30 protein-coding genes are annotated in these 24,682 nt (G+C 70.5%); 15 read left to right on the plus strand and 15 right to left on the minus strand.

Annotated features, from left to right (window positions below):
* Window positions 1-317: 317 nt before the first annotated feature.
* Window positions 318-899, minus strand: coding sequence for a TetR/AcrR family transcriptional regulator (locus BGO91_RS18645; RefSeq protein ID WP_290474230.1), 582 nt, complete (start codon window positions 897-899; stop codon window positions 318-320).
* Window positions 900-1,003: 104 nt separating this feature from the next.
* On the opposite strand from BGO91_RS18645, the gene BGO91_RS18650 reads away from it, so the two are divergent.
* On the plus strand, window positions 1,004-2,254 hold the full coding sequence (locus BGO91_RS18650; RefSeq protein WP_290474231.1) for an amidohydrolase family protein: 1,251 nt from the start codon (window positions 1,004-1,006) through the stop codon (window positions 2,252-2,254).
* Between the two features lie 120 nt (window positions 2,255-2,374).
* On the opposite strand, the gene BGO91_RS18655 is transcribed toward BGO91_RS18650, so the two are convergent.
* Window positions 2,375-2,719 (minus strand): VOC family protein, encoded by a 345-nt coding sequence (locus BGO91_RS18655; RefSeq protein ID WP_290474232.1) that lies wholly within the window; start codon window positions 2,717-2,719, stop codon window positions 2,375-2,377.
* A gap of 53 nt (window positions 2,720-2,772) precedes the next feature.
* A complete protein-coding gene (locus BGO91_RS18660; protein WP_290474233.1) occupies window positions 2,773-3,090 on the minus strand; it encodes a MerR family transcriptional regulator in 318 nt (105 codons plus the stop codon).
* A gap of 428 nt (window positions 3,091-3,518) precedes the next feature.
* On the opposite strand from BGO91_RS18660, the gene BGO91_RS18665 reads away from it, so the two are divergent.
* Complete coding sequence (locus BGO91_RS18665) at window positions 3,519-3,947, plus strand: Hsp20/alpha crystallin family protein (protein ID WP_290474234.1); 429 nt, start codon at window positions 3,519-3,521, stop codon at window positions 3,945-3,947.
* Window positions 3,948-4,059: 112 nt separating this feature from the next.
* On the opposite strand, the gene BGO91_RS18670 is transcribed toward BGO91_RS18665, so the two are convergent.
* Window positions 4,060-5,148 carry an alkene reductase gene (locus BGO91_RS18670; protein WP_290474235.1) on the minus strand — a complete coding sequence of 363 codons (1,089 nt, stop codon included), beginning with the start codon at window positions 5,146-5,148 and terminating at the stop codon, window positions 4,060-4,062.
* A gap of 370 nt (window positions 5,149-5,518) precedes the next feature.
* Here BGO91_RS18670 and BGO91_RS18675 point away from each other — a divergent pair, with 370 nt between their 5' ends.
* The gene (locus BGO91_RS18675) at window positions 5,519-6,010 is read left to right on the plus strand and encodes a hypothetical protein (protein ID WP_290474236.1); all 492 of its coding nucleotides are present in this window, start codon (window positions 5,519-5,521) and stop codon (window positions 6,008-6,010) included.
* 85 nt (window positions 6,011-6,095) lie between these two features.
* On the plus strand, window positions 6,096-6,413 hold the full coding sequence (locus BGO91_RS18680) for a hypothetical protein (protein WP_290474237.1): 318 nt from the start codon (window positions 6,096-6,098) through the stop codon (window positions 6,411-6,413).
* A gap of 158 nt (window positions 6,414-6,571) precedes the next feature.
* On the opposite strand, the gene BGO91_RS18685 is transcribed toward BGO91_RS18680, so the two are convergent.
* From BGO91_RS18685 to BGO91_RS18695, 3 genes are all read right to left on the minus strand, one after another.
* A complete protein-coding gene (locus BGO91_RS18685) occupies window positions 6,572-6,739 on the minus strand; it encodes a hypothetical protein (RefSeq protein WP_290474238.1) in 168 nt (55 codons plus the stop codon).
* Window positions 6,740-6,872: 133 nt separating this feature from the next.
* Window positions 6,873-7,205 carry a hypothetical protein gene (locus BGO91_RS18690; RefSeq protein WP_290474239.1) on the minus strand — a complete coding sequence of 111 codons (333 nt, stop codon included), beginning with the start codon at window positions 7,203-7,205 and terminating at the stop codon, window positions 6,873-6,875.
* Window positions 7,205-7,510 (minus strand): hypothetical protein, encoded by a 306-nt coding sequence (locus BGO91_RS18695; RefSeq protein WP_290474240.1) that lies wholly within the window; start codon window positions 7,508-7,510, stop codon window positions 7,205-7,207. Before BGO91_RS18695 ends, BGO91_RS18690 begins: the two co-directional genes overlap by 1 nt.
* Before the next feature lie 59 nt (window positions 7,511-7,569).
* Here BGO91_RS18695 and BGO91_RS18700 point away from each other — a divergent pair, with 59 nt between their 5' ends.
* From BGO91_RS18700 to BGO91_RS18710, 3 genes are all read left to right on the plus strand, one after another.
* Window positions 7,570-7,932, plus strand: a complete 363-nt coding sequence (locus tag BGO91_RS18700) for a hypothetical protein (protein ID WP_290474241.1) — start codon at window positions 7,570-7,572, stop codon at window positions 7,930-7,932.
* Window positions 7,933-7,945: 13 nt separating this feature from the next.
* Window positions 7,946-8,797: a hypothetical protein gene (locus tag BGO91_RS18705; protein ID WP_290474242.1), complete on the plus strand. Its 852-nt coding sequence runs from the start codon at window positions 7,946-7,948 to the stop codon at window positions 8,795-8,797.
* 376 nt (window positions 8,798-9,173) lie between these two features.
* On the plus strand, window positions 9,174-10,160 hold the full coding sequence (locus BGO91_RS18710) for a YaaC family protein (RefSeq protein WP_290474243.1): 987 nt from the start codon (window positions 9,174-9,176) through the stop codon (window positions 10,158-10,160).
* Between the two features lie 568 nt (window positions 10,161-10,728).
* Here the strand turns inward: BGO91_RS18710 and BGO91_RS18715 are convergent.
* Entirely contained in the window at window positions 10,729-11,031 is a 303-nt protein-coding gene (locus BGO91_RS18715) for a DUF5652 family protein (RefSeq protein ID WP_290474244.1), read from the minus strand.
* 113 nt (window positions 11,032-11,144) lie between these two features.
* Here BGO91_RS18715 and BGO91_RS18720 point away from each other — a divergent pair, with 113 nt between their 5' ends.
* Together BGO91_RS18720 and BGO91_RS18725 are read left to right on the plus strand one after the other, a co-directional pair.
* Window positions 11,145-12,008 carry a universal stress protein gene (locus BGO91_RS18720; protein WP_290474245.1) on the plus strand — a complete coding sequence of 288 codons (864 nt, stop codon included), beginning with the start codon at window positions 11,145-11,147 and terminating at the stop codon, window positions 12,006-12,008.
* Window positions 12,001-12,855 carry a universal stress protein gene (locus BGO91_RS18725; RefSeq protein ID WP_290474246.1) on the plus strand — a complete coding sequence of 285 codons (855 nt, stop codon included), beginning with the start codon at window positions 12,001-12,003 and terminating at the stop codon, window positions 12,853-12,855. Before BGO91_RS18720 ends, BGO91_RS18725 begins: the two co-directional genes overlap by 8 nt.
* A gap of 6 nt (window positions 12,856-12,861) precedes the next feature.
* On the opposite strand, the gene BGO91_RS18730 is transcribed toward BGO91_RS18725, so the two are convergent.
* From BGO91_RS18730 to BGO91_RS18750, 5 genes are all read right to left on the minus strand, one after another.
* Entirely contained in the window at window positions 12,862-13,764 is a 903-nt protein-coding gene (locus tag BGO91_RS18730; RefSeq protein ID WP_290474247.1) for a universal stress protein, read from the minus strand.
* Window positions 13,761-14,318, minus strand: coding sequence for a flavodoxin family protein (locus BGO91_RS18735; RefSeq protein WP_290474248.1), 558 nt, complete (start codon window positions 14,316-14,318; stop codon window positions 13,761-13,763). The genes BGO91_RS18730 and BGO91_RS18735 overlap by 4 nt, the downstream gene beginning before the upstream one ends.
* Window positions 14,315-14,992: a BON domain-containing protein gene (locus BGO91_RS18740; RefSeq protein ID WP_290474249.1), complete on the minus strand. Its 678-nt coding sequence runs from the start codon at window positions 14,990-14,992 to the stop codon at window positions 14,315-14,317. Before BGO91_RS18740 ends, BGO91_RS18735 begins: the two co-directional genes overlap by 4 nt.
* A gap of 63 nt (window positions 14,993-15,055) precedes the next feature.
* A complete protein-coding gene (locus BGO91_RS18745; protein WP_290474499.1) occupies window positions 15,056-16,063 on the minus strand; it encodes a zinc-binding alcohol dehydrogenase family protein in 1,008 nt (335 codons plus the stop codon).
* Window positions 16,064-16,068: 5 nt separating this feature from the next.
* Window positions 16,069-16,506, minus strand: a complete 438-nt coding sequence (locus tag BGO91_RS18750; protein ID WP_290474250.1) for a hypothetical protein — start codon at window positions 16,504-16,506, stop codon at window positions 16,069-16,071.
* A gap of 124 nt (window positions 16,507-16,630) precedes the next feature.
* Between BGO91_RS18750 and BGO91_RS18755 the strand changes: the two genes are divergently transcribed.
* Together BGO91_RS18755 and BGO91_RS18760 are read left to right on the plus strand one after the other, a co-directional pair.
* On the plus strand, window positions 16,631-17,701 hold the full coding sequence (locus BGO91_RS18755; RefSeq protein ID WP_290474251.1) for a zinc-dependent alcohol dehydrogenase: 1,071 nt from the start codon (window positions 16,631-16,633) through the stop codon (window positions 17,699-17,701).
* On the plus strand, window positions 17,698-19,572 hold the full coding sequence (locus BGO91_RS18760; RefSeq protein ID WP_290474252.1) for a heavy metal translocating P-type ATPase: 1,875 nt from the start codon (window positions 17,698-17,700) through the stop codon (window positions 19,570-19,572). The genes BGO91_RS18755 and BGO91_RS18760 overlap by 4 nt, the downstream gene beginning before the upstream one ends.
* 22 nt (window positions 19,573-19,594) lie before the next feature.
* Here BGO91_RS18760 and BGO91_RS18765 read toward each other — a convergent pair whose 3' ends face one another.
* Together BGO91_RS18765 and BGO91_RS18770 are read right to left on the minus strand one after the other, a co-directional pair.
* Window positions 19,595-20,251: a response regulator transcription factor gene (locus BGO91_RS18765; protein WP_290474253.1), complete on the minus strand. Its 657-nt coding sequence runs from the start codon at window positions 20,249-20,251 to the stop codon at window positions 19,595-19,597.
* The gene (locus tag BGO91_RS18770; RefSeq protein ID WP_290474254.1) at window positions 20,248-21,879 is read right to left on the minus strand and encodes a GAF domain-containing protein; all 1,632 of its coding nucleotides are present in this window, start codon (window positions 21,877-21,879) and stop codon (window positions 20,248-20,250) included. The genes BGO91_RS18765 and BGO91_RS18770 overlap by 4 nt, the downstream gene beginning before the upstream one ends.
* Before the next feature lie 165 nt (window positions 21,880-22,044).
* Between BGO91_RS18770 and BGO91_RS18775 the strand changes: the two genes are divergently transcribed.
* Genes BGO91_RS18775 through BGO91_RS18790 form a run of 4 tightly spaced genes read left to right on the plus strand, consistent with a single transcriptional unit; the run spans window position 22,045 to window position 24,677 of the window.
* Complete coding sequence (locus BGO91_RS18775; protein WP_290474255.1) at window positions 22,045-22,956, plus strand: universal stress protein; 912 nt, start codon at window positions 22,045-22,047, stop codon at window positions 22,954-22,956.
* A complete protein-coding gene (locus tag BGO91_RS18780) occupies window positions 22,943-23,389 on the plus strand; it encodes a pyridoxamine 5'-phosphate oxidase family protein (protein ID WP_290474256.1) in 447 nt (148 codons plus the stop codon). The genes BGO91_RS18775 and BGO91_RS18780 overlap by 14 nt, the downstream gene beginning before the upstream one ends.
* Window positions 23,386-23,862, plus strand: a complete 477-nt coding sequence (locus BGO91_RS18785) for a universal stress protein (RefSeq protein WP_290474257.1) — start codon at window positions 23,386-23,388, stop codon at window positions 23,860-23,862. Before BGO91_RS18780 ends, BGO91_RS18785 begins: the two co-directional genes overlap by 4 nt.
* The gene (locus BGO91_RS18790) at window positions 23,859-24,677 is read left to right on the plus strand and encodes a universal stress protein (protein WP_290474258.1); all 819 of its coding nucleotides are present in this window, start codon (window positions 23,859-23,861) and stop codon (window positions 24,675-24,677) included. The genes BGO91_RS18785 and BGO91_RS18790 overlap by 4 nt, the downstream gene beginning before the upstream one ends.
* Window positions 24,678-24,682 lie beyond the last annotated feature (5 nt).

Genomic DNA, 24,682 nt, shown 5'->3' on the forward strand with positions numbered 1-24,682 from the left:
CCGGGCCCGCTCGTGACGGCGCGGGCCGTTCTGCTCGTTCTGCTCGGCCGGCTCGGTCGGCTCGTTCTGTTCGCTCACGGAGGGAACCCTTCGTTCGTTCGCATCGACATACGAGTCTCAGCAGAGCGCGCTGGCAAACCCTGCAGACGTGCACCGCGGGCCAGCGGCGCGCGGGAGTGGACTACCCGCGGTCGGGGGACAGGCTCCGGAGGCGGGATCGAGCGGCGCTCGCCGGTGAGCGCGGGGAGGAGCGTCCGCACGGCGTCGAGGGGACGCCGCGCGATCATCGCCTGAGAGAACTCACAGAAACGGGCGGATCAATCCGCTCGATCGAGCCTCCAGCCGCGCCGGAGGTTCTCGAACACGATCCGCAAGGCGTCGGCGGGGGAGGGTTCGCGGGCCGCGAGGTCGGGCGTCTCGAGGATGAATCGGGCGAGCGAGCGGAGGCCCGCACCGTCGCGCTCCCGCCACTCCTCGGCGAGCGCCGAGACCAGCGCATCCTCGCAGTCGGTCCACTTCGTCCGCACGTACGCGCGGAGCTGCGGCGTGGAGAAGATCAGCTCGAGGATCTCGCGCGAGTCCTGGTCGCCGCCATCGAACGGGAGCCGGCTGTCCATGAAGGTCTCGATCGCGCTCAGCGGGTCGGTTCCGGCCGGCCGCTCGCGGATCGCCTGGACGAGTGCCGTCGCGCGGTCCTCCTCCTGTTCGAAGACCAGACCGACCTTGCCCGCGGGGTAGTAGGTGAAGAGCGTCGTCAGCGCGACGTTCGCCTCGTCCGCGATCTCGGCGACGGTCACGTCGTCGAACCCGCGTTCCAGGAACATCCGGACGGCGGCGTGATGGAGAGCGCGCCGGGTCTGCACCCTCTTGCGTTCGCGGAGTCCGGTCCCTGCTGCCACGCGACCATCCTAGATGATGGACGCAAGCGAATCCAATTATGGTATTACTAGTTTTCTGTAGTCACTACAGAATTACGATTCGACGCGGAAGCAAGGAGAAGCGGATGGACAGGACGGCGATCGTCGATGCACGGATCTTCGACGGCGAGGAGGTCATTCCCGAGACGTCGGTGGTGATCGAGCGGGGCCGCATCGTGGCGATCGGGGGCGCGGTCCCCGACGGAGCGGCCATCGTGGACGCTCGTGGCGGGACGCTGCTGCCCGGTCTGATCGACGCGCACGTCCACACCTCCCTCGACGGGCTCGAACAGGCCCTCACCTTCGGCGTGACGACCGAGCTGGAGATGCAGGGGATGTTCACGCGCGGCGCGCGCGCGCAGGTGGCCGAGAACGATCGCGTCGCCGACGTCCGCTCGGCGGGTTTCGGGATCACGCCGCCCGGCGGCCACCCGAGCGAGCTGATGGGCGACGGCGGGCACGACGACGGCGACGAGGCCCCCTGGGAGTCCGAGGGCGAGGTCGCCGACCAGTGGGCCGACATCGTGATGCCGTTCGCGACCACCCCCGAGGAGGCGGTCGCGTTCATCCCGCGGCTCGAGGCGGCCGGTTCGGACTACATCAAGTTCATGATCGACGACGGGACCGTCGAGGGCGCCCCCGGCCTCCCGGTGCTCGACGACGCCACCGTCGCGGCGGGCGTGGAGGAGGCGCACCGCCGCGGCCTCCTGACCGTCGCGCACACGCTGACCGTGGAGGCGACCTCCTCGGCGATCGCCGCCGGCATCGACGGGCTGGTCCACCTGTTCATGGACCGGCCCGGCACCCCGCAGCTCATCGACGCCATCGGGAGGTCGGGGGCGTTCGTCGTGCCCTGCATCGTGCTGAACGCCTCGATGATGGGGATCCCGGCCACGGCGTTCGCCGCGGACCCGCGGGTGCGTTCCAAGCTCGACGACGCCTGGATCGCGACCCTGGAGAGCAGCTACGACCGGTATCCGCAGGGCGATCTCGACGCGGTGCTCGCCTCCGTCGGCGCCCTCCACGCCGCGGGCGTCGACATCCTCGTCGGCACCGACGTGTCGTTCCCGCTCCCGACGCTGGGCGGCATGGCGCACGGTGCCAGCGTCCACCACGAGCTGCAGCTCCTCGTCCGCGCCGGCCTGACGCCCGTCGAGGCGCTGCGTGCCGCGACCGCGACTCCCGCACGCCGGTTCGGTCTCGACGACCGCGGGCGGATCCGCGAGTCGCTCCGGGCCGATCTCGTGCTCGTCGACGGGGACCCCACGACGCGGATCTCGGACACCCTCGACGTGCGCCAGGTCTGGCGTCGCGGCGCAGCGCTGTTCGCGAACTGAACCACCCCGCCGCGCTCCCTCCTCCCCCTGGCCTGCCCCGCCGAGGTTCACGTCGTTGCGCTCATTCCCGCCCGAATGGCGACCACGTCGTGAACCTCGGCGGTCCGCCTCCGCGGGGATTCAGGTGTGCGTGCCGACGTTGATGACGCGCCCCGCCGCGTCCCGGTAGAAGAACCGAGTCACTCCCCACGGCTCCTCCGTGAGGGGGTGGACGATCTCGGCGCCCGCCGCCACCGCCCGGCGGTGGGCCTCGTGCACGTCATCGACGAAGACGGAGACGTCGGGATTCGTCGGTGCGGAGGCGTCGTGCGTCAGGAGGCTCAACTGGTGGCCGTCGCTGTCGCCGAGCGTCACGATCCAGCCGTGATCCATCAGCACCGACCAGCCCAGGACCGCCCGGTGGAGTTCGACGGCGCTCGCGATGTCCGGCACCTGCAGGATGGGGACGACCCGTTCGACTCGCATGCCCCCATTAGACCGCGCCGCGCGTGCGGGAGGCTATCCCGGCGGGCGCCCGCTCAGCGCTCCGGGTCGCGATCCTCGGTGGCCGCCGCCGCTCTGGTCGCCGCCAGGTCGCGGCGCAGCGCTTCGTTCTGATCCTCCAGGTCGATCACCCGGCCGATGCCCGACAGGTTCACCCCGTCGGCCTGGAGGTCGGCGATCCTGCGCATCCGCTCGATGTCGTCGGCGCTGTAGCGGCGTGTGCCGCCCTCGGTGCGGGCCGGGGTGAGCAGCCCCTTCTGCTCGTACAGCCGCAGCGTCGCCGGCGCCAGGCCGAGGAGCTCGGCGGCGATGGCCATGCTGTAGACCGGGCGGCCGGCGTGCGGAGTGCTCATTGCAGAGAGTCTGCAGAACCGGGTTGCATCCTGTCAATGTTTGATGTAGAAAATCTGTATCAACTGATCCACATCCTTTCAGAGATGGAGGTGATGAGCCGTGACCGTGGCGGACAGTGTTGATCAGGCATTCGCCGACATCGTCTGCTCCGATCCGGAGTGGGTCGCTGCCGAGTTCGAGCAGATCGTCTCCGGACTGTGGGACGAACCGGTCGCCGTGCGCACTGCGGCATCCGGATCCCGCTCGGCGAGGGGACCGGTGAGCGGGGCGGCGCGTCGACGCCGCGGGGCATCGAGATCCCTGTGGCGGGTCGACGTGCTCGCGACCATCCGCTCCCCACCGCGGAAAGCAGTGCAGCAGTGAAGGAGTGAAGCAGTACGCAATTCGGGCGGCGGGATGCCGCCCCTATCGGAAGGAGAATCTCACCATGTCGATGTCATTCGATCCTTTCAGCCAGCTGGACCGCATCGCGCAGAGCCTGTTCGACACCAGCCGGCAGCCGCGCCTGATGCCGGTGGACCTGTTCCGCGAGGGCGATCGGTACGTTCTGAACGCCGACCTCCCCGGCGTCGACCCGGGCTCTGTCGATATCGATGTCGACGGCCACCTGCTGACCATCCGCGCCCAGCGCTCCGCGGGCAACCGGGAGAACTTCCGCTGGCTCGCCCAGGAGCGGCCGTTCGGCTCCTACATGCGGCAGTTCACCATCGGTGACGACGTCGACGCCGAGGCCATCAGCGCCAGCTACGACAACGGCGTGCTCAGCGTCGTCATCCCGATCGCCGAGCGGGCCAAGCCGCGCAAGATCCAGGTCGAGTCCGCGGCGGAGAACGGTCGCAAGGCCGTGGCCGCCTGACCATCGCGCAGAACACCGCGGGGCGGTCGCCGGGAGGATTCCCGGCGGCCGCCCCGTCGGCGTCTCCGCGGTCCGGTCGGCGAACGACAGCCGCGCCGACGGAAGCGCGCCGCTACCGGGCCCCGGTCGCCTCGGCCAGCGTCGGGTAGTCGATGTAGCCGCGCGGGCCGCCGGCGTAGAACGTCGACGCGTCGTGGTCGTTGAGCTCGTGGCTCGCGGCCCAGCGCTCGGCGAGGTCCGGGTTGGCGATGGCCGCCCGCCCGACCGCGACCGCGTCCGCGACACCGGACTCCACCAGCTCGACGGCCTCCTCGCGCGTCGTCACCGTGCCGAAGCCGGTGTTGGCGATCAGGGGTGCGCCGAGCGCACGGCGGATGCCCTGCACGAGCTCGCCGGCCGGGTCGGCGTGCAGGATGTCGACGAACGCGATGCCGAGCGGCGCGAGACCGCGGGCGACGGCGGCGTAGGTGGCGGCGGTCTCGGCGGCGTCCTCCTCGAGGGCGCCCTGGATGTTGTGCTCGGGGGAGAGGCGGATGCCGACCCGGTCGGCCCCGATCGCACCGGCCACCGCGGTCACGACCTCGACCGCGAACCGGGCGCGGTTCTCGGCGCTGCCGCCGTAGCCGTCGGTGCGCTGGTTGGTCGCCGGCGACAGGAATTGGTGGACGAGGTAGCCGTTGGCCCCGTGCACCTCCACGCCGTCGAAGCCCGCGCGGATCGCGTTGCGGGCGGCCGCGGCGAACCCGGCGACGGCCTCCTGCACCTCCGCCTCCGTGAGCGCGTGCGCGACGGGCAGGTGGGTCTTCCCCTCGGGGGTGCGGATGGTGCCCGGGCCGGCGAGGGCGCTGGCCGAGACGACGCGGCCGGTCCCGGAGATCGTGGGGTGCGAGATGCGCCCGCCGTGCATGAGCTGGGTGACGATCGTCCCGCCCGCCGCGTGCACCGCGTCGGTCACGCGCCGCCAGCCGGCGACGTGCTCCTCGGTCTCCAGCCCGGGCTGCCCGATCCAGGTGCGCCCCTCCCGCACCGGCCACGTGCCCTCGGTGAGGATCATGCCGAAGGAGGCGCGCTGCTGGTAGTAGGTGACGAGCAGGTCGCCCGGGGTGCCGTCCTCGCCCGCCCGGATGCGCGTGAGCGGCGCCATGACGAGACGGTTGGGGAGGGAGAGGGAGCCGAAGGCGGCGGAGCTGAAGATGTTCACCCCGAAGGCAACCGGAGGACCGCCGATCGTATTTCCCGCCCGGGTCGACGTCGATCTGACGGAGTGTCCTCTCCTGAGCGGCTCACTCCAGGTCCGTCAGCGGGATGCCGACGAGCGACAACCCTCGGCCGCGGCGGCACGCATCCTCGTACTCGACCCTCGGGAGGCCATCGACCGCATCCGAGAACAGCGGCCTCGTGCCCTCGCGGCTCGGCGGGTCTGCCCCCTGCACTTGCATCGTTAGAAGGGGTCTTGTGGCATGGTAGGGATACCGTCTCCGGAGACAGCAACCGACGGGCCGTCGAGAACGGATCGGAGACCGCCTCGGATGCGCAGAAGACTGCGTCCCCACATCCTCCAGATCGTTGGGATGTTCATTCCGACAGGGGTCCTGATCTTTGCGTCGCTGTCGGTGTGGAACCCGGATAAGCCGGCCGTCAGTCTGATCTTGGTGCTTGTTTTCTGTCCGGTCAGCGAAGCGCCGGCTGTCGTCAAGCAGATCCAGTCCGCTGATGCGGCCGGGAAGGCTCAGAAGCTCGGCCAGGTTGTTGCACCGCTGGCCGGTTGCGGCGAGAACGTACGGTCCCTCGCGGGGCCGTTCGGGTACGCCACGAGCGTCCAGGGTTGCGCGGTGATCGGCTATCCCGGCTACCAGCGCGAGTACCACTGGTACAAGGAGTCCGACGTCAGCATCTGCACGCACGGCAAGGGATTCAACAGCAGCAACGCGGCAACCTGGTACAACACCGGATGCCAGGACGGCAACTGGCTTGTGCCATGGGGAAACACCCTCGCGTACACGCAAATGCAGGGTCTCTCCCTGTCCGGCGCGACCGGCGCCGCCTACGTCTGGCGTGCCTGACGCGGCGTAACGTGTAGTCCAACCGGGCCAGCTCGGCGTCCTGACGGGTGCCGGGCTGGCCCACAACGACAGACCAGAAGGAACAATGCCGAACTCGCGCCTTCAGCCGAAAATCGTCCTCTGGTGGGGGATCGCCCTCACGGTCGTGGGCACACTCCTCATCATCTTCCTGCCAGACATCGCCTACTACATCGGCGGCAGCAGGGACTCCGCGGCAGGCGTCGATCAAGGCCTACTGCTCGGGTTCGATCTCGTCGTGCGCATCATCAGCGCCGTCGTCACACCCCTCGGCGTAGTGCTGATCGGCGTCAGCATCGTCATGGCGTACGTGCGACAGCTCCTTCGCCCCACTCTGGGTGCCATGGTCACAGCGCGAACCGAATCCACTCGACGCGACTTCTGAGCCGATGCGATCGGCCACGGTAGGGGAGGGTAGCGCCCGAGGCTATGCGAAACCACCCTCGACCTCGATCAGGTCGGACAAGATCCCGGGCAGCTGACCGGCGGCGATCGTCACCGTAATGGCCTCGGGATCGGCGGCCGCCACCGCGATCGCCCGACTCATTGCAGGCTCTCCGCGAGATGATCGAACACGCTTCGGCCCTGGCTGGAGATCATCGGCCCAAACTTGTCCTTGGCCATCTCGACCCGGAGTAGCTCTGCGGCTTCCTTGCGTCGCCCGTTGGCGATGAGGGCGAGCGCGTGGCGCAGGCGCGCCTGCAGCCGCACTGCCTCATCCTCGGGATCTGTGCGTCCAGCTGGCCGAGGAAGTCGGCCGGGGTCGGCGCGACGCGCAGGTACTCCGTTAGCAGTTCGTCGAACCGGTCGAACATGACGGCCAACGTCGGCTCGGGTTCTACACCTACGGGGCCGTCAGCTTGCCACGCTCAGGGTCGAGGGCGGGGGTGGTGAATGCTCCGTTGACGCGCAGGCTGCGCCGCTTCGCCGGGCTGAGCTGAAGGTCGGGCATGAACGCCGCCCAGAGGATGTCGTCGAGCTCGGCCGGTTTGATGGAGGCGGACCAGCTGACCGTGTAGGGGTCCGTGGCCTGCGCGATATACCCGCCGACGGAGGCGACGTAGCCGTCGACGTAGACGTACGCGTAGCCGCCGACGGTGCGCAGCCCGCGTTCGCGTGCGACTTCGACGAACCGGCGATTCCAGACCCTCCGCGTCTGCGGCAGACCGGATGGCACTACTGCGCCCTCCGGTCGCTGACTGCACTGGCGACGGGGATCCCGTACTGGTCCTCGGTTCGGTCCAGGGGATGCTGCCCCGGGTGCCAGCGGAACGAATAGCCGGCGTCGCGCAGGCACTCCAACCCCTCGAGCGCGACCACCCCGATGTCGAGATCGAGGGTGCGGTCTTCCGCGTTGCCGCCGCGTGCAGCCGATACCTGGCAGCCGCCGGTTTCAAGGAGCGCCCGCAGCAACTCCGCCTGGTCTCGATCAGCAGCCCACACCCACGTGGCCCGAAGGCTCGTCGACAGTTCTAGCTCCATGCGTTGAGGCTAGTGGGCCAGCGTCCCAATCGGCTCGTGTCGCCGGTAGCCTGGGCGGCATGGCCAACCTCACGGAAGAGCAGCGCGCGGCCCAGCGCAAACTCGTCGGCACGCTCAACCGGCGGAACGCGATGTGGTTCGAGCCGAACGGCGCGTTCTGCATCTGGCGTGACGAGGTCGCAGAGGAGTGGGGTGGTGGCATCCCTCAGCTCAGTGAGGCCTACGATGCCTTGGCGATTCCGTACGTCGTCCGCGTCGAACAAATGATCGTGAGCAAGCGGAAGAAGGTCGGATTCACGATCGTCGTCAACTGGGAGGACCTGCCCTGCTTAGTGCGGTGGGCACCGTCGTTCGAGAAGACGATCGACGGTGTACGCGCGGAGGTCGAGAAGGCGCGGGCGGCTGCGGAGACCGCACAGTGAGGAGACCTGTCCCATGACGGACGCCTGGTCGGAATGGGAGCAGCGCCTCGCGCACATCGCAGCTGCGGTCGAGCTTTGGAGCGGTCGAACGAAGACCGCGCCGGTGGTCCCCGCCGGGAGCGCACTGAGCGGCGACGACCGCCCAGCGCTGTCAGTCTCAAGCATTGCCTGGTACCCGCTGATCATCGCCGTCGAGCACCTTGACTTCGCGCTCTCGACGATGCGGGCCACACAGACGATGTACCCGACCAGCTACATGACGACGCTGCGGACGGCGTTGCTGACGGCATCGCAAGCGGCCTGGGTGCTGGCCCCTGTCCAGCGCGCCGAACGACGAGGGCGCGCGATGCGCCTGCGGATGCAGGATCTCGATGACCAACTCAAATTGGTGAACAGCGCGTCCGAGCTGACGAAAGGCCAGGAGCGCGCACGGACACACGACGTCGAGGAGTTGAACAAGCAACTGGAAGAGTGCCGGCACACTGCCGCCACGCTCGGCCTACCGAAGAGCAGCACGGCGAAGCTTAACAACACGGACATCATCACCGAAGCAGCCAAGCAACTGCACGATGACCCGGTCGCGGCGTCCGGTGTACAGCTCCTGTGGCGGACGGGCTCAGCAGCCGCACACGGTCAACGCGCATACGCGCTCATGCGGATGAACACCAACGTGGTGGAGAACGACGGGGAGCGGCGGGTGATGCAGCTGCGCGGCGACCTCGTCCACGACGTCGGCCCGGCGGTGGCCGCTGCGACTCTCGCGGCAAACGAGGCGTTCCGGCTGTTCGACCTCCGATGCGGTCACGCGCCGGAGTCGATAGGGCAGTTGCAACGCATCATCGACCTGCTGCCCGGGCGGAGCTAAGCATACAAGCGCCTATCATCTCGAACAGCTTCGGCTTGGCGGCCACAACACGCCAGTCGTGTTCGGCGCTCCCTGCGCGATCGCGGTGAAGCCGACCGCGCCCCTCGTTGCCCTCGGTCCTCAGCTAATTTCGGGGGCTCTTAGAGGTGTGTTCGGTGACTTGGGGTCTGCCATGATGCGATTGGATAGAAGAGAAGCGGGGGTGCGGGATGGCTCAGAAGCGAGCGCAACGATGACAGTTGGGATGGCTGGGCGTCCTTTGGCGGCGCGGATGGGGGAAGCCGCTGCCAGCAAGGGCCGGGCTGTGGTTCCGGGTGTCGGGTCATTTCTCCACCCGATCTCACCCCGGGCGTCTGTCGCCGACCTGTGGTCAACGATGGACATCGCCGCCGCCGCGGGCGAAACCGCGCTTCAGCGCTCGGGCTCCCCAAAACTAGACCTCGCGGCGCGTGCACGTCTAAGGGCTTATGTAAATCAGGCGCGCCAGTACTACGAGGCAGTCACCAATGCCGATCCCGTAGCGAAGCCCCTCCTCGGCTACTATTTCGTCCTGAATGCCGCGAAGGCGTACCTGACAGCCATCGATCCTGATTCGACGAAAAAGTCAGCGTCCCACGGTATCGGTCAGAACAACTCTCACATGCAAGATCCTTACGATTTCTACCAAGAGCATTTCGAGGTAAAGCCGCCCGGTGTGTTTCAGCTGCTTGCTCGGAAGAGTGGCCGCGGATATGTGTGGAGCGCCGGCTCGATGAAGCTCTCCCGGCTTATGCCGTATCTAGCGGAGAGCACCGACCTGTTCTCCAGTTCGTTCGGAATACGACCGGCCCTAATACCTATCGACTCAATCCGAGTCGAGTCGTCCGGCAAGCGGCCAGATCAAGACGCCTGGTTAAGCGTTGAGATATCTCGAAATGCTCTAAAGGAAGCGGAGCTCAGCCCTCGTCTGCTTCTCACGAGAGCGGCAGCCTTCGCAGAGTCGTTCGATCTCGTCGACGCCGGAAGTGACGCGACTGCCACGTACCAGCTCAAGCAACCCGTGCACTATTCGGCAATGCCCGCTCCTTTATCCGGTCTCCGGGAAGCATTTGACAGGTCTCTCATCGTGAGAAATCGGTCTCTCGCGCAGCCGCGCGACAGCGTCATAATTTCGCCACATGTCGATCTCGTATCAAGCGAGGGCATCACCTTTGCGGTGATGATCCATCTGAGCAACATGGTGAGATATCGGCCCCACCACGTTGAAGAGCTGAGAGGCTCGGGCCACTGGTGGCTATTCACAAGCTGGGTGGACCGTGCGTGCGAGAACTTTCTCTTGGCGGTTTCCTCACGTATTGCGCTCGAAGAACATCTTGTCAGCTGACACGTCAGCGGCCCCGCTGAGGCAAGAGACACCATACCGATAGGTGGCGCCCCAACAGGACGTGCGTAAGCCGCCGCAGTTCTCGTCCCAGGCGTGGGCCGCTGACGACCGCCACTCGGCGACGCCGGCCCGACCTGCCCGTCGAATCTTGGGGACTACGTGAGGCGGCATGAGGACGACGCCTACTTCACGGTCTTCGGCCAAGCCGGCGCTCACTACGATGTTGCCCTCATCGTGGAGAGCCAAGTTGACGATCGCGGCAAGGCAGAGGCGATTGCGCAATGGCATGCGGTCCAAAATGGCCTTCCATATCGCTAGTCGCGCACATGCTCGCCTATGCCTCCGCGATTCGAATTCGGAAGAGGCGCCAGCCCGCTGGAACGGCTGCACGGCATCGGTGCGGAACCAGTCCGTCGCGGGCGGCCCCAGGTCGGTGCTCCGGTTTCCATCGGATACTCACTTCTGCGGTCATGCGCAACCCGAGTTGAAGTCGCGTTCGAAAGGGCGCCCTCCTGCGTAATCTGGAGGGCTGAGCACCTCGCGGGGATTTCCGACGTAACGAACTCCGTCAGGTCTCCTGCGGGTGGCCGCCCTGTTCGGGCTCGCCCGTGAGCGTCAGGATCGCCCGCTCGGTCAGGTCGCCCCGTTTCGCCTGTCGATCGACGCCGAAGAGATAGACGGCGTCGAGCACGCCCAGGGTGTTGGTGACGAGCAATCCCACGAACCAGGGCTTGCTGCCATTGCGCGCGGCGCGCCACATCGACGCGCCCTTCCACGCCAGGCTCCAGGCGACGACGGCGACGAAGGCCCCCCGGGCACCCGGGGGGATGTCGTGCATCGGCGTCCGCGATGCACCGTGATGGCTGTTCATGACCTCATTCGACCGTGCGTGCCTCGCGACGGCAAGGGCCGAAGGTCCCGGTGGTCGGGTGCGAGCCGGTGCCATGCTCGGGAGCAGCAGCACGAGCACGGGATGGAGCAGCGATGAGCGACGGGCGCACGGTGGTCGGATTCGACGGGACGCCGGCCGCCTGGCGCGCGCTGGACTGGGCGACCGAGCGCGTCGCGGCGCGCGGCGGGCGCCTGGACATCGTCCAGGCGGTTGATCGCAGGCTCGGCGAAACGCTCACCGGCCGGGACGCGTCGGGCACCACCGCCGCGGAGGAGGGCCTCCGGGCCGCCGCCGAGCATGCCCGGGCGCTCGCTCCGCAGGCGCTCGTCGAATCACGCTGGATGGACGGGCCGCCGACACGGGCTTTGATCGCGGCCGCGGTCGACGCGACCCTCCTCGTCGTGGGCACGGACCGGCGCCCGGGCGGCGGGGACGGCGCCGCGGTCGGTTCGGTGCCTCTGACCGTCGCGGCCAAGGTCGGCTGCGTGGTCGCCGTCATCCCGGACTCCCCGCGCGCGGCGAGGAAGGTCGTCGTCGCGGGCGTCGATGCGTCACCCTACGCCCGCTCGGCGCTGGCTCTCGCCGTCACGGAGGCCAGCTGGCTCGGCGGTCAGGTCGAAGCCGTGCACGCCTGGGACGTCCCGGAGCCGTTCGAGCGTCCGCTCGACGACGATCGCACCGACCCGGTCGCCGCCGCTCGGGAGCAGCGGGTGATCCCCGACGCCATCGCCGACGTCCCCATCGCGCGGACAGCCGCGATCGTACCGGTCATGGTGCGCAGCAACCCGGCGGACGCGTTGGTGAGCCGGGGAACGGGCGCGGCCGCCATCGTGGTCGGCACCCGCGGTCGGGGGCGCGTCGCCTCGTCCCTGCTGGGGTCGGTCAGCCGCGACCTGCTCGAGAACATCCCGTGCCCCGTTCTGGTGACCCCGAAGGAGTGGAGAGACCATGGATGACAGGACGATCGTGGGCTGGGACGGCTCGCAGGAATCGGAGCGCGCCCTCGACTGGGCCATGGCGCGGGCGGAGGCCGAGCACGACGGGATCCTCCTCGTGGACGTGGAGGACACGGAGACCGGGGCGCCGGGGCTGGTCGTGACAGAGCAGATGGTGGCGGAACGCCACCTCGCCGCCGACGCCCGGGCCGAGCGCGCCGCTGCAGCACACCCCGGTTTGCGGATCAGCACCCACATCATGGCGGGCGACCGGCTGGAGGAGTTGCGGCGGTTCTCCCGCCCCGACACCCTCGTGGTCGTCGGCACGAGTCGGCGCACCTGGCCGCACGCGCGCTATCGCTGGTCGATCGGAGCGAAGCTCGCCGCCGTCGCCAGTGGCGCCGTCGCCATCATCCCCGAGATCCCGGAAGGCCGCTCGACGGTCGTCGCCGGCATCGACGGTTCGGAGGTGTCGATGAAGGCGGCCCGCTTCGCCGCCCGTGAGGCCCGTCGGCTGGGCGCGTCGCTCCGGCTCGTCCACGCCTGGGCGGAGCCCGCGATCGCCGCACGCGGCATGGCGGCGGATGCGGTGTTCCTCGACCAGATCCGCGATGAGCACCGCCGGATCCTGCAGTCGGCGGCCCGCGCCGTCCGCTCCGCGAACCCCGACCTCACGACGACGATGTCGCTGGTGCACGGCGAGCCGGCCCGAGCGCTGGCCGAGGAGCTGGACGACGCCTGTCTGCTCGTCGTCGGAACGGCGCAGTACACCGGCATCGACCGCCTCCTGCTCGGGTCCGTCAGCCATGCGATGGTCATCGACATCAGCGTGCCGACGGTGATCGTCTCGACGGACGCCCTCGTCTGACCCGGCTCAACGGTCGAGAGAGGAGCTCTCCGCTCCGATGACGACAGTCGGCGCGGCGAGGTCGAGCACGAGCCCGTGCGAGACCGAACCGAGCCAGGCGCGCTTCCAACCCGTGAGACGACGACTGCTGACCACCAGCATGAACGCGTCCTGCGAGCGGGAGCGCAACCCGGAGATCGCGTTCTCGCGCAGCAGCACCGGTTCCACGTTGACGCTGGGATGCCGTTCCCGCACCGTGCGCACGTGATCCTCCAGGAGTTCGGCGTGCGCCGACTGCTGTGCGTCGATGAAACCGTCGAATTCGTCGTCCGGGACGACCAGGGGCTCCGCGGCGAGCGGCTCCTGCCAGCAGTGCACGATGGTGAGGGTGTGCTGCGCGGCTTCCGCCTGCTCGGCGGCGTACGCCAGTGCGCGGCGGGCCACGGCCGAACCGTCGACGCCGACCACGATCCCGGTCCGATCCCGGTCGGCGACCCGCTCCTCCATCGGAACGATCGCCACCGGACCGTCCGCCGCCGTCGCGAGCCGGGCACCCAGCGACCAGCCGTACCGCAGCCGGGGTCCGACCCGTCGGCGCGTGCCCACCACGACCAGCGTTCCGGGACCGGTCTGCGTTCTGAGGATCTCCTCTGGATCGCCCACGAGCAGGGCGCTCGAGGAGACGGCGCCGCGATGCTCGAGTGCGAGGTCGTCCATCCGCCGCGCGAGCCGCCCCTCCTCCTCCACGGTGGCGCGGTCGAGCGCACGCGGGTCGCCGCGGAACAGCCCGCGATCCACGACGTCGAAGACCTCGACGGTCCCGCCGACGTCGCCGGCGTGACGTATCGCCCACGCGACGGCAGCGTCTGCGGGCTCCGTCCCATCCCAGCACACGACGGTCCGTTCGGGCGCCGCCGCCCCGGGGGTCACCGCGCACCCGCTCGCGAGCCGACGGCCTGCGCCAGCGTTCCGCCCCACGCGCGGGCGCGCTCGAGTTCACCGGCTTCGAGCGCGCTGTCCTTGTCCACGAGGAAGCTCGCCCGATCGGCGAAGCGTCGCGACCCGGCCGCGCGGAGGCGCTTGTCGAGGGCTGCCGCTGCCGAACCGGAGAACAGCTCCGTCATGTCGGCGCGGGTGTCGAAGGCGGCGAACAGGCCGGGGAGGGTGCCGCAGCTGTCGAGCCACTCACCCATCCCGATGCCCTCGGCGTCCGGTTCCAGGGTCAGCGCTCGATCCGGGTCGTCGCCCCAGCGGCCGGCCTCGGCGCGCGTCGAGGGTCTGCTCAGCCCGTGCACGTGGGTCGGAGCGCCGACCACGATCGCATCGGCGTCGGGGAACGTCTCGGGTGCGTCCTTGACGGGCAGCACCGTGACGTCCGGTCCGCCGCGCATGCCCTCGGCGATCGCCTCGGCGATACGGCGGGTGCTGCCGAACATCGACTCGTACACGATGACCACCCGGCCGTTCGCGGCTCCCGCGCTCATCGGATCGCCTCGGGCTCGACCCGGAGGAGATCGTGCACCATCCGGACGTGCGGCGATGCCCAGGCGATGCGGGTCGCGTGGCGGCGTTCCGTCCACGAGCTCACCGCGCCCGTGAGAGTCACCTCGTCGCCGTCGACCGTCACCTCGATGCGCCGCGCGTCGAGGATCGCATTGCGCGTGATTCCGTTGGCGATCTGCTCGGCGATGTCGTCCGCTGCCGGGCGCCGGGTCAGTTCGATGCGGCTCTCGACCGAGCGCACGCCGCAGATCCGTTCGACGGCGCGTTTGGCGGCGGCACGCTGCGCATCCCATTCGACGGTGCCGCTCAGCACGACATGATGCCCGTCGACCTGGGCGTGGATGCCGTCGTGGGGGACGCCGCTGGTCCAGGCGAGGATCGCGTCGATCGCTGCGGCGAGTCGACGCCCTTCGGGCTCCCGCGCGGTCGACGGGAGGCTCAGCTCGTCCGCGACGGTGCGCACACCGGCCACGCGCTGGACGGCGTCGACGGCGGCGATGCGCTCGTGGAGCGTGGCGACCTCGCCCGTGAGGGTCACGACTCCGTTCTCGACGGAGACGCCGATCGCGGGGGCGCTCACATCCGGGGTCCACGCGAGCTCGGCTTCGACCGCGCGGCGGACGGCGAGATCGCTGAAGATGATTGTGGCGTTCATGCGGCCAAGCATCCACGCCGCACGGTCGCCCGGGGTGGGCCGAAGGTCCCGTGGCGCGGCCGGTCAGGCGGGGACGTCTCCTGGCGCGACCCGCACGACGAGCGAGCCGCCGGCCCGACCCGAGCGGACCCTGTCGATCGCCTCCGCGACGTCGTCGAACGGGACGACCGTGACGCGCGGACGCAGGTGCAGAGTGCGTGCCAGAGCGAGGAACCGTGTGCCGTCCTCCCGGGTGTTCGCGGTGACCGTGCGCAGATCGCGCTCCCGGAACAGCGAGTCCTCGTAGACGAGGGAGGGGATGTCGCTCATCTCGATCCCGGCGAGCACGACGGTGCCGCCGCTGACAGTGGCCGCGAGGGCGACGGGGACGAGTCCGCCTGCCGGCGCGAACACGATCGCCGCGTCCAGCGGCTCCGGCGGCCGCTCGGCCTCGTCGCCGACGAACGTCGCCCCGAGCTCGCGGGCGAGCGCCCGGTTCTGCTCACCGCGCGTCATCGCGAACACCCGGGCGCCGCCCGCCATGGCGAGTTGCGCTGTGACGTGCGCGCTGGATCCGAAGCCGTAGATCCCGAGGTTCCCGCCGGGCGGGAGGTTCGCGCGGCGGAGTGCGCGGTAGCCGATGATCCCGGCACAGAGCAGAGGGGCGATGCGGACGGGATCGACGTCGCCGTCGACGGGATACACGTACGCGGCGGGTGCCGTGAGGTACTCGGCGAAGCCGCCGTCCGCGTCCCACCCGGTGTACTCCGAGTGCGGGCAGAGGTTCTCCGCCCCGCGCCGGCAGAAGGCGCACTGGCCGCAGGTGCGGCGCAGCCACGCCACGCCCACCCGATCGCCGAGCGCGACACCGGTGACGGCCGTGCCGCGGCCGACCACGCGCCCCACCGCCTGGTGGCCCGGGATGACGTGCGGACGATGGACGGGGATCTCGTGATCGACGACGTGGAGGTCGGTGCGGCACACTCCGCACACCTCGACCTCGACCAGCACCTCGTCGACCGACGGCTCCGGGACGGGCACCCGCACCTGCTCCAGCCCCCCGCTCGTCCCCGTGGTCCGCCAAGCCCGCATCGACGTCACGAGGCGACCGTCCGGCCGGACGTCCGTTCGACCGGGAGCAGGCCGAGGGCGAGCAGCAGGAGCCCCAGCTCCGTCAGGCCCGCGGCGAAGTACGCCGCCTGCAGCGGACTGAACGGGATGAACGCCATCTGCACGAAGATCCAGATCAGCAATCCGAAGCCGGCGACGGCGACCGCGAACGGCCCGCGGCGCGAGCCGCGCCCGATCAGCAGCGCGGCGACGACATGGGTTCCGCCGACGACCAGGGCCAGGATGAGCCCGGGCAGCAGATACGTGGCGAAGGGGCTGCCCGTGAGGTACGCCGGATTCGGCAACGCGCCCCCCTCGCCCGCGCCGGTCATCGAACCGACGGCCAGGGCGAGGCCGCCCGCGAGCGCGGTCACGGCGACGGTCGCCGTGAGCGCCGTCTCCACGATGCGGATCCATCGTCGCATGGCGTCCTCCTCCTGCTGTGCCTGGATCGAGCATCCCAGCGCGCTCGGTCGATCGGGAGGGCCGAAAGTCCCATCCCGAGGCGCCTCCGTGCGGTCAGACTGGCGGCAACCGGAAGGAGCCGCCATGCACGCAGCCGTCGTCAACCGATTCCACGAGCCCCTCACCATCGAGGACCGCCCCATCCCATCACCCGGACCCGGTCAGGTCCTGGTCCGGCTGGAGGCGTGCGGCCTCTGCCACACCGACATCCACGCCATCGACGGCGACTGGCCGGTGAAGCCGGGCCTGCCCTTCGTGCCGGGCCATGAAGGCGTCGGCATCGTCGAACGCGTCGGAGCGGGGGTGACGACCCGCACGATCGGCCAGCGGGTGGCGCTCCCGTGGCTCGGGCATGCCTGCGGCGAGTGCCGCTACTGCGTCGACGGGCGCGAGAACCTCTGCGAGAGCCAGTACAACACGGGGTACGCGGTCGACGGGGGCTACGCGGAGTACGCCCTCGCGGACGCGCGCTTCGCATCGCCGGTCCCCGACGGCATCTCGCCGTTGGAGGCGGCTCCGCTCACCTGTGCAGGGGTGACGACGTACGCCGCCGTCAAAGCGGCACGCGTCGTGCCGGGCGAGCGCGTGGCCGTCTTCGGCGTCGGCGGCCTGGGCCATCTCGCCGTGCAGTACGCGCGTCTGGTGGGGGCGAAGGTCGTGGCGGTGGATGTGACGGACGAGAAGCTGGACCTCGCCGTCGAGCTCGGGGCGGACCACGTCATCAACGCGGCGGAGGTCGATCCAGCCGAGGCGCTCCGCCATCTCGGCGGCGCCGACGTCGCCATCGTCCTGGCGGTCGCTCCGAGCGTGTTCGATCAGGCGTTCCGCTCGTTGAACCGGGGCGGTCGGCTCGTACTGGTGTCCCTCCCGGCCGAGGGGACTCTGACCGTGCCCGTCTTCGACACCGTCCTGAAGGGGATCTCCATCATCGGCTCCATCGTCGGCACCCGTCAGGACCTCGCGGAGGTGTTCGCCCTGCACGCCGCGGGCCGCACGCGCGTCGTCGCATCCCGCCGTGACATCCACGATGTGAACGCAGCCGTCGCGGAGGTGCTGGCGGGCTCGGTGCCCGCGCGTCTCGTCTTCGTCTACGACGCCCCGCTCCCGGTGGAGGAGCAGGTGGCGGACGGCGTCGTGACGTCCGTCACGGGATGAGCGTGTCCGCCGCGGCACGGTCCCGCCGCGGCGGGCCCCTGGCCGTCCTCCGGCGCCACTGGCTGGTGGCGGCCACGATCCTCGTGTCCGCCGGCGCCGGCACTGTCGCGCTCGCGGGAGCGGGGACGACGGGCGCCTGGCTGGGCGGGGGATATGCCCTCGCCGTGGCGGCCGGCTACGCGGTCCGGATGGTCCGCACCGTCGCGCGCGGGAGCTTCGGCGTCGACCTGCTCGCCGTCGTCGCGATCGTTGCCACCGTACTCGTCGGCGAGGTGATCGCCGCACTCGTCGTCGTGCTCATGCTGACCGGCGGCGAGGCGCTGGAGGACTCCGCGAACCGGCGGGCGCGGCACGAACTCGACGCGCTCCTCGATCGCGATCCGCGGCTGGCGCATCGGCTCGCAGGCGAGCAGGTCGAGGACGTGCCGATCGATGCCGTGGCCGTCGGCGACCTCCTCCTGGTGCGTCCGTCGGAGGTTGTGCCGGTGGACGGCGTCCTCGTGAGCGACGGCGCCGCTTTCGACCTCTCCTCCCTGACGGGCGAGAGCCTGCCGGTCGCGCTCACTGAGGGGGAGCCCGTCCTCAGCGGAGCGATCAACGGCGCGGAGGCCGTGCGCATCCGGGCCGCCGCCGTCGCGGCGGACAGCCAGTACCAGCAGATCGTCGCGCTGGTCGCGCGCGCCGCGCACAGCAAGGCGGCCGTCGTCCGGCTCGCGGACCGCTTCGCGCTGCCCTTCACGGTCTTCTCGCTCCTGCTGGCCGGTGTCGCGTGGATCGTGAGCAGCGATGCCGTTCGCTTCGCCGAGGTCCTCGTACTCGCCACGCCGTGCCCGCTGCTCATCGCCGCGCCTGTCGCCTTCATCGGCGGGATGGGCAGCGCGGCGCGCGCCGGCATCATCGTGCGGGCCGGCACCGTGTTCGAGGCGCTGGCGAAAGCGCGGACCGTGGTCTTCGACAAGACGGGGACGCTCACGTCGGGGCGCCCCGCGCTCCGCAAGATCCGCCCTGCGGAAGGATTCACCGCGGACGAGCTCCTCGCCCTGGCGGCCAGCGCCGAGCAGTACTCCTCCCACGTCCTGGCGGCGTCCGTCGTGCAGGAGGCGGCCTCCCGTCGCGTGGGACTCCTGCCGGTCGACGCCGCCCGTGAGCAGGCGTCAGACGGTGTGTTCGCGCGCGTCGGCCAGCGAGAGGTGGCGGTCGGCACACGCGCGTTCGTACGATCGCACGCGCCAGCGACACCGCGGGAGCCGATCGCCCCAGGGGAGCTGGCCGTCTACATCGGCGTCGACGGAAGCTACGGCGGCGCGCTGATCGAACGCGACGCCCCCCGGCAGAACGCCCGCGCGACCTTGGACCGCCTCCGCAGCCTCGGCGTCACCGATATCGAAATGCTCACCGGGGACGCCGCCGAGACCGCGGCCGGCATCGCCGCCGAGCTGGGCATCGCCCGCTACCGGGCGGAGTGCCTGCCCGCAGACAAGGTCGACCGCGTGGCCTCCATCGCCCGGAGACCGGTCGTCATGGTGGGCGACGGCGTCAACGACGCACCGGTGCTCGCAAGCGCCGATGTGGGGATCGCGATGGGCGCGAACGGCGCGACCGCGGCGAGCGAGTCGGCCGACGTGGTGCTCCTCGTCGACGACATCGGCCGTGTCGCCGACGCCGTAGTGATCGCCCGGCGCACGGTGAGCGTCGCCCTGCAGAGCATCTGGCTCGGGATCGCCGCCTCAGTCGTCCTGATGATCATCGCCTCCTTCGGCCTCATCCCCGCCGTCGCCGGCGCCCTGCTCCAGGAGGCCGTCGATCTGGCGACGATCCTGGCCGCTCTGCGGACGGCCCGGATCCATGTCAAAACGAGTCGCGCTTGCTGACCCAGCAGCTCTTCAATGCCCGCTACTGCCTGTGAGGCGAGCGTGAGCCGTGGCGTTCTGTCTGCAGCACGGCGGCCTGCGTGCGGCGTTCCAGGCCAAGTTTGGCGAGCAACGAGCTCACATAGTTCTTGACGGTCTTCTCGGCCAGGTCGAGGCGTTCCCCGATCTGGCGGTTCGTGAGGCCGTCGGCGATCAGAGCCAGCACCTGCCGCTCACGGAGGCCGAGGGCTGCGAACCGGGGGTCGTCGGCCGGATCGCGCAACCGGGTGGCGACGCGGGTGACGACCCGGGGGTCGATGAGGCGCCGACCGGCCGCGCACGCGCGGATGTCGTCGAGGAGCGTGCTCCCGCGGATGTCCTTGATGACGTACCCGTCCGCTCCGGCGATCACCGCGGCGTTGAGGGCCTCCTCGTCGTCGTACGCGGTCAGGATCAGGCACCGGATCGCGGGATCGTCCTGCTTGAGGCGGCGGCACACGTCGATCCCGCTGCCGTCGGGCATCCGCACGTCGAGCACCGCGACGTCGGGTCGCACGGCCGGGATGCGCGCCCGAGCCTGGGCCGCCGTGGCGGCCTCGCCAACGACCTCGAGGTCCGCCTGGCTGTCGATGAGAGCGGCGAGCCCGCGACGGACGATCTCGTGATCGTCGGCGAGGAACACGCGGATCGGCGGAGTCATGAGCCGTCCCCGCCCGAGAGCGGAAGGCAGAAGGTGAGCCTTGTGCCGGCCGAGTCGGAGTCCACCACGAGCGAGCCGTCGCGCCCCCGCGCCCTCTCGGCCAGATTCGCCAGCCCGCTCCGCCGTGGCGTCGTGCCGATCCCGTGCCCGTCGTCGGACACCACGGCCACGACCTCATCCGCCGAGGCTGTAACGAAGACGGCGGCGGTGGATCCACCCGAGTGCCGCACCGTGTTCGCCAGCGCCTCGCGGACGAACGCGACGATGTCGTCCGCGAGCCGGGGCTCGACGACCGTCTCGACAGGCCCCGAGAACGAGACCGTCGCCGGAACGGGCAGGGTCCCGCCGATCTCGTGCACGATGTCGATCAGGCGGTGGCGGAGGCTGGAGTCGTCGCCGTGCGGCTGGGCGAGCGCGAAGATGATGGTCCGGATCTGGGCGATGGTGTCGTCCAGCGTCCGCACGGTGGAGTCGATCCGCTGGGCGAGCGGGCCGCCAATCGCCGCCTGGATGCTCTGCAGCTCCAGCCCGGCGCCGAAGAGCTGCTGGATCGCATGGTCGTGGAGGTCGCGGGCGATGCGTGCGCGGTCCTCGAGGAGGAGCATCCGCTGCCGGTCCGCGCGGGCAGCGGCCAGCTCGACGGCGAGCTGCGTCTGGCGGGCGAGCGCGACCGTGCGTTCCAGCTCGAACGCGGTGAAGACCCGGGCTCCCGGCTCGCGCGCCACGACCAGCAGGGACCGGCCGGCCTCGTCGCGGTCGAACGGGACGAGCAGGGCCGGGCCCAATCGGTCACCCCCATCCGGCGGCAGCGCTCCGAGATCGTCGGTGCGGGCGGGCTGCCGCCCTTCGACCGCCGAGCGGAGGACGGCGTCGTCCGGCCAGGCGTCCGCCTCCACATCGACGATGCGCACCGCGCGTGCACCGGTGAGAGCGACCAGGCGCGAGATCAAGTCCGCGACGCCCTCGTCGACGCTCCCCCCGAGCACGGCCGCCGTGATGTCGGCGGTGGCCGCGCTCCACGCCTGCCGCGCGGCCGTCTCGGCGAAGAGACGCGCGTTGTCGATCGCGAAGCCCGCGGTGGCGGCCAGCGCCCGGACGAGCTGCTCGTCGTCCTCGGTGAACCCTCCGCGCTCGGGGTCGGTGAGGTAGAGGTTGCCGTAGACCGTGTCGCGCACGGTGATGGGCACGCCGAGGAAGGCCGACATCGGAGGATGCCCGGGCGGGAAGCCGGACGAGCGCGGGTCAGCGGCGATCGCGTCGATGCGGATCGGCCGCGGGTCGTCGATCAGCGCGCCGAGCAGACCGTGGCCCTCGGGGAGGTGACCGATCTCCTCCACCGCCCCCTCATCCATCCCGACATGGATGAACTGCTCCAGGCCGCCCCCGTCGGAGATCACGCCGAGCGCGCCGTACCGGGCGCCCACCAGCTCCACCGCGGACGCGATGATCGTGCGCAGCACCGTCTCCAGTTCGAGGTGCGACACGACGGCACGGTTGGCCCGGACGAGCGCCCGGAGGCGGCCCTGCGTCTCCAGCACCTTGCCGGCCTGCTCCACGAGCGTGGTGAGCGCCTGGTCCAGCTCGGCGCGAGGGACGTCGGGGAACGTGAGCGGGTCGTCGCCGGCCATGTCGCCCCCTCGGCTCTGTCGCGGGCCGGGCGGATCGGCCCCTGCTGCGACCGAGTGTAGCTTCCCGACCGGCGGACGCAGCAGTCCCGCCCGCGCAACTCCACGGGACCAACGGCCCGCGCGCAGTGCCTGCACGATCCGACACTGGTCGTAGGAGGTGCAGGCATGGTGATCCGCAGGCTCGTGGTCGGGGTGGACGCATCGGCGCCGTCGCGCGCCGCGATCCGATGGGCGACCGCTCACGCCGCCGGCTTCGGCGCCGAGGTGCTGCTGGTGCACGTCGCCGACGATGAATGGGGCACGGTCGGCTCTGTGCTCATCGACGAGGTCGACGACCAGGCGGGGCGGACGCTGAGCGCTGCGGAGGCCTTCGCGCGGTCGCTCCATCCGGACGTCCCCGTCCGCACCGAGCTGCGCAGGGGCAGCCCGATGGTCGAGCTCGCGGCCTTCAGCGAACCGGGGACGGCGCTCGTCGTCGGGACGCACAAGACCGGCTTCCATTACGGCCGCGCCTTCGGATCCCGCAGCCTCCAGCTGGCGAACCTGGCGACCGGGCCGGTCGCGGTCATCCCCGGCGTCAGCTCCCGGTTGCGGAGCGGCGTCGTGGTCGGAGTCGATGACACGCCCGCGGGCGAGGCGGCGGTCGACCTCGCCGCCGACCTGGCGGCCTCCCACGCCTGCGAGCTCCTGGCCGTGCGCTCGTCCGGGGCGAGCACGGCCGTCGACATCGAGCGGGACGACCAGCGCGAGGACTGGCAGCGGCGCCGCGACGACGACGCCAGGGCGCTCATGTCGGCCGTGCTCGACCGGGCCCGACGCCGGCAGCCCGCCATCGTCATCCGTGCGCGGGTGGTCCGCCGGCCGGCGGGGATGGCGTTGAACGAGCTCGCCCGCTCGGCCGAGCTGCTGGTCATCGGCGACTCGCGTCGCGCGGAGGCGCGGCTCGGCACCCTCGGAGCGGTCGCGTACGACGTGCTGCTCAACGTGTCGTCGCCGACCCTCGTCGTCCACGCCCCGCTCGACGTCGAGCGGGTTGATGCACGCAACACGGAAGGAGAACACGATGCCATCGGATGACGTTGTCCGAGACCTCGACCGCAGCGAATCCAGAGAGCTGCTCCGCCTGGGGGTCCTCGGCCGCCTCGCGACCGCCGCCGGCGGGGAGCCCGACATCTTCCCCGTCAACTACTACTCCGACGGGGAGACCGTGCTGGTCCGCACCGCTCCGGGGACGAAGCTGCTCGAGCTGACCGTGCACGACACGGTCGCGTTCGAGATCGACGGCTTCGACAACCTGCAGGCGTGGAGCGTCGTCGTGCACGGTCGCGCCCATGAGTTGCAGAGCGGCGCCGAGCTCGACGAGGCCGAGCGCTTCCCGTTGCAGCCGTGGATCCCGACCCTCAAGTACCGATTCGTCCGGATCTCCGTCGACCGCATCTCGGGCAAGCGGTTCCTCCGCGTGCCAGAACCGGACCGCTGGCCGGTCCCGCAGGAAGGAAGCACATCATGAACCAGGACGCGCACCCGGAGAAGTCCGACGATCGCATCCACCCGGGCGGGCGGATCGTGGTGGGTGTGGACGGCTCCGCCTCCTCCATCGCGGCATTGCGACGGGGTGTGACCATCGCCGAGAGCCTGGGCTGCTCGCTCGTCGGGGTCACCGTGTGGGAGTTTCCCCCGTCCTGGCCCGGGTATGTCATGGGAGGCTGGTCGCCCGAGGCGGACGCCCACGCGATCGCCGCGGAGGCTGCCGCCGAGGTCTTCGGCGAGACCTCGCCGTCGTGGTACTCCTCGGTCGTCCGCAGTGGTCCGCCCGCGCCCGAGCTGGTCGCGGAGTCGACAGGCGCGGAGATGCTGATCGTGGGCAGCCGGGGACGCGGGGGTTTCACGGGGCTGCTCCTCGGATCCGTCTCCCGTGCCTGCGCCGAGCGCGCTGCGTGTCCCGTGCTGGTCATCCACGACGCGGAGGAGCACGGCCGATGACCACGACCATCGCGGTCGGGGTCGACGGCCGACCCGAGCATCGCGCCGCGCGGGACTGGGCGATCACCCGGGCGATCCGGGACGGTTCGCGGCTCGAACTCGTCTACGTGATCCAGCGCGGGTGGGGGGATGTCCTCGACGAACCCGACGACGCCTTGGCTCTCGCCGCGCGACGGCTGGTGGAGTCGGACGCCGCCGCGGCCGACCGGGTCGAGGACGTGTCGGCCACAGTCCGCTACGGGCACGTCGGTACCGAACTGGTCGCCGCCGCGCGCGACGCCGACCTTCTCGTCGTCGGCGCGCATCCGGCGACCGAACGGTCGCAGTTCACGGGGTCGCTGGCCGTGCGGGTCTCCGCGGGCGCCGCCGGCCCGGTAGCCGTCGTACCGCACGGCTGGGCGGGGCGTGACGGAGGCGTGACGGTCGGCGTCGACGGCGGCCTCCCCTCCGAACTCGCGGTCGCCTTCGCGGCCGACGAGGCCGCCGCACTCGACGCCCCGCTGGTCGTCGTCTGCGCGGGCTTCACCGCGAATCCCCTCCTCGCCGGTCTGGTGCCGGAGATCGGGCTGGGCGATCGTCGGGAGCGGATCGTGCAGAAGGCGGCGGAGCAGGCGAGGGAGCGGCATCCGTCGCTCGACGTGCGCACGCGGGTGATCGAGGCGGCGCCATCGCGCGGCCTGGTCGAAGCGGCGGCCGGGAGCGCGCTGCTGGTGGTCGGGACGCACAACCGGCACGCCGGCGGCCGGTTCCTGTTGGGTTCCGTCAGCCACGACGTGCTGCTCAACCTCCGGTTGCCGGTCGTGGTCGTGCGGTGAGCCTC

The sequence above is a fragment of the Leifsonia sp. 71-9 genome (assembly GCF_001898805.1).
Taxonomy (GTDB): domain Bacteria; phylum Actinomycetota; class Actinomycetes; order Actinomycetales; family Microbacteriaceae; genus Leifsonia.